Origin of the sequence: Pseudomonas sp., assembly GCF_049590575.1 — a bacterium.
In the GTDB taxonomy this organism is placed as follows: domain Bacteria; phylum Pseudomonadota; class Gammaproteobacteria; order Pseudomonadales; family Pseudomonadaceae; genus Aquipseudomonas.
Map to the genome: position 1 here is coordinate 1 of NZ_JBAWDE010000404.1, position 3,618 is coordinate 3,618.

Annotated in this window: 3 protein-coding genes and 1 pseudogene; all 4 read left to right on the plus strand. The window is 61.2% G+C overall.

From position 1 onward, the window contains the following. Positions 1–588: TolC family protein (locus tag WBR57_RS28265; RefSeq protein WP_424088557.1), on the plus strand; the 588-nt coding region annotated here is incomplete at its 5' end. A gap of 81 nt (positions 589–669) precedes the next feature. Further along, positions 670–1,302 (plus strand): NADH:ubiquinone oxidoreductase subunit N, encoded by a 633-nt coding sequence (locus WBR57_RS28270; protein ID WP_424088558.1) that lies wholly within the window; start codon positions 670–672, stop codon positions 1,300–1,302. A gap of 159 nt (positions 1,303–1,461) precedes the next feature. Beyond that, positions 1,462–2,958, plus strand: a complete 1,497-nt coding sequence (locus WBR57_RS28275; protein WP_424088560.1) for a YdgA family protein — start codon at positions 1,462–1,464, stop codon at positions 2,956–2,958. Between the two features lie 298 nt (positions 2,959–3,256). After that, positions 3,257–3,618, plus strand: a pseudogene (locus WBR57_RS28280) (poly-beta-1,6 N-acetyl-D-glucosamine export porin PgaA); the annotation flags it as partial.

Sequence of the window (3,618 nt, forward strand, 5' to 3'; positions counted from 1 at the left end):
GCCCTGCTCAAGCGTCGCCCTGATGTGCGCCAGGCCGAGCGCCAACTGGCGGCCGCCACCGCACGTATCGGCGTGGCCACGGGTGCGCTGTACCCGGACATCAGCATCGGCGCCACCGTGGGCACCGTTGGCCTGCTCGAGAACCTCGGCACGCCGGCCACCAACCGCTGGGGCTTTGGCCCGCTGATCAGTTGGACCGTGCCGACCAACGGTGCGCGCGCGCGCATCCGCGAAGCCGAAGCCGCGACCCAGGGTGCCCTGGCGCACTTTGACGGGGTGGTGCTCAACGCCATCCGCGAAACCCAGACCGGCCTGGCGCAATACACTGCGCAGCTGCAGCGCCGCGACGCCCTGAGCGACGCCGGTGAATCCGCCAGGGAAGCCGCAGACCAGACGCACCGCTTCTTCCAGGCCGGCCGCGCGTCGTTCCTGGCCGACCTGCAAGCCACCCGCACCTACACCGATGTGCGTGCGCAACTGGCCGCCGCCAACACTCAGGTTGCGATGAGCCAGATCGATCTGTTCCTGGCCCTGGGCGGCGGCTGGGAAAGCGGACGAACGCAAGCGTCACAGCCCGGCAAACCCTGAGCAGGTAGCTATGCTTTGAAGGGCGAGTTGCCGTGGCGACTCGCCTGACACTGCTCGCGTTTGCTCATGGGGATTCCAATAATGAAAAACCCTTATGCTCCCGCTTTCTGGTGCGTGTGTTTCGCACTGGTGCTGTTATCGGCTGCCTATTTCTACGGCGTCATGCTCGCCCATCAAATCGACAAGGCCATGGTATTTCTCGACAGCGCGTGCCTGGTGATTGGCACCTTGTCGATTGGCGTGGTGGCGTGGGCCTCCTACCAAAACCAACGGGTAAAGAAAAAGCTCCTCGAACAAGGCAAGACCCGCGTGGCGATCTGGGACACCAAGGTTGCCCTGCGTCGGGTTGAAACCGTGTTCGACCGCTATTTCTGGGGCAGCTACTGGCAGCCCGGGCGTACCTTCCAGGAAGTCATGGGCGACCTCACCGGCACGCCCTTGGAAAAAAGCCTCGAAGTCTTGAAAAAACAGTGCGCGGCCCTCGACCAACAGGTCGCCGATGGTAGGCATTGGCTTAATAACGCGCGGGAATTATCCGACGTGGCAACCCAGATGGCGCGTGAGCGTTACCAGCTGGATTTCTGCGACCCCAAGGCTGACACGCCGGGCAATGCTGTGATCCACCGCGAGTTTGAGGTGTTGGTGTACACCTGGACCGCACGCCTGAAGAGTTTCGATCACCAGCTCGACGCGTTCGAATTGGAGTATTCCTGAACCGCCTGGTGAACCAACTGCAGGTCTTACCCCTCTGAAAAGCTGGGCCGTTCGCGGCCGCCAGTGCTAATCTTCCCCCGCTTTCGGCGGGCTTGAGCCAACTCCTTCGGGGTTCATGGAAGACAGCCCACTTCTCACAGGATTTGATCAGGTCACTTCATGAATAAGCCAGCAGTTGTTCTTTTGGGTTTCGTTGTCGCCGTCGGCGTCGTCAGTGCAGGCGGCGCCTGGTACACCGGTAAGCAACTGGAGCCCGTGCTGCAAACGGCAGTTCAAGACGCCAACAAGGAACTGCAGCGCTCCATGGCCGGCGTCGACGGCACCGCGACCCTGGAACTGGTGTCCCTGGACCGTGGCCTGTTCAGCAGCACCGCGCACTATCGCCTGAAGGGCCAGGGTTCGGTGTTCGGCGAGCAGAACCCTGACCCCGAATTGCTGTTTGTCGACCATATCGAACACGGCCCGCTGCCATTCTCGCGCCTGGTGTCGCTGAAATGGCTGCCGGTCATGGCCACCAGTCACTTTTCGCTTGAGAAAAACCCTACCACCGAAAAATGGTTCGCTGCCGCCAAGGATGTGTCGCCGCTCAAAGGCGTCGCCAATATCGGCTACAGCCGTTCGGTCAACGGCAACGTCGAACTGCTGCCTCTGGAGTTCAAGGACGACACGTCCTCGGTCAGCTTCTCCGGCGCCAACCTGGACTTCGACAGCACCGCCGAAGGCCAGAAGGTCAAGGCTGATGGCTACATGAACAGCCTCAAGGTGGCCGCGGTCGATGCCAATGGCACGCCATTCGAAGGCGAACTGGGCGGTTTCACCGTCGCCAGCAACCTGGAAAAATCCACCTTCGGCTTCTATACCGGCCAGAACACGGTTGAGCTCAGCGACAGCAAGTTCACGTTCGGCCCGCAGAAGGCCGTGTTGACGCTCAAGGGCTTCGAGCAGAAAGACACCAGCGAAATCAAAGACAACAACATGCAAGGCCGCGTCGATTACAAAATCGACGAGATCGGTTACCAAGGCAAACCGGTTGGCTCTGCGGCCATGGCCGTAAGCGTGAAGAACATCGATGTACCTTCTGCGCTGCTGCTGACCAAGCTGTACCAGGACAAGATGCAACCGGTACAAGCCGCTGCCGCCGCCGGCCAACCGGTGCCGGAGCTGCAACTGACCGAAGCCGAGCAAACCCTGGCCGAAGCCAACGTCAACCAGCTGCTGGCCGCCAAGCCGCATTTCGCGCTGGAAAACCTGTCGCTGAAAACCACCCACGGCGAAAGCAAGTTCAACCTGGTGGTGGACCTGGCCAAGCCTGCGTCCATGGAGCTGCCGCCGGTTGAGCTGGGCAAGCAGATGGTGTCGCTGCTGGATGCCAACCTGACCCTGTCCAAGCCGATGATCGCCGACGTTGCCGCCCTGCAAGCCCAAGTGGGTGGCGTGACCGACCCTAAAGCCATCGAGCAGCAATCCCAGATGGCCAGCGAGATGGTCAGCGGCATGGCCGTCGGTACCCAGCTGGCGACCCTGGTGGGCAGCGACGTAGTGTCCAAACTGCACTACGCCAACAATGAAGTGACCTTCAACGGCCAGAAAATGACCGTCGAGCAATTTATCGGGTTTGTAATGGGCAAAGTCGGTGCAGTGAGCGGCGCGCAGTAACGATTTAGTCGCCGCCCTGAAATAAATAATGGGGGAGCGGGATTGCCCGCGATAGGGGTCAAACGACCGGCGCGTTCGCCGGTTGGCACACCCTTATCGCAGGCAAGTCCGCTCCCCCATTCGTATTTCAGATGCTTGGGCAATTCTGAACAATTGTTCTGAATTGCCCTTTTGCCCACGCGTGTCAGGGATAGTTCCTACAGGAAAGCCAGGTCGGGTCACGCGACGCCGACACCCTGACGCAATTTGCTCAGGACCACCTATCGTTACGCTTTCCGTGTGTAAGGAAGCTCACGATATGTTGCAAAACCTACCACTCAGTGCCTCAGGCCGGTTGCGACTGTTCATCGGAGCAGCCTTGTGCAGCCAATTGCTGATCCCCACCTTCGCCATGGCCGACCCGGCCTATGACGCCCTGATCATCCAGGCGCGCAACGGCAACTTCACGCCCGCGCTCACGCAATTGCGTCAGCTGCCCGCCGAGCGCCAGACGCCCGGCCAAGTCAGCGACCATCTGGTGATCGCCGGTTGGGCCGGCCAGGACGCCGAAGTGGTCAAGGTGTACGAGGCCCAAGGCAGCAACCGCGACCTGACGGCCCAGGCGCTGGCCACGGTCGCGCGCACCTATCGCAACCAGAAGCAGTGGGCGCAGGCCGAGGC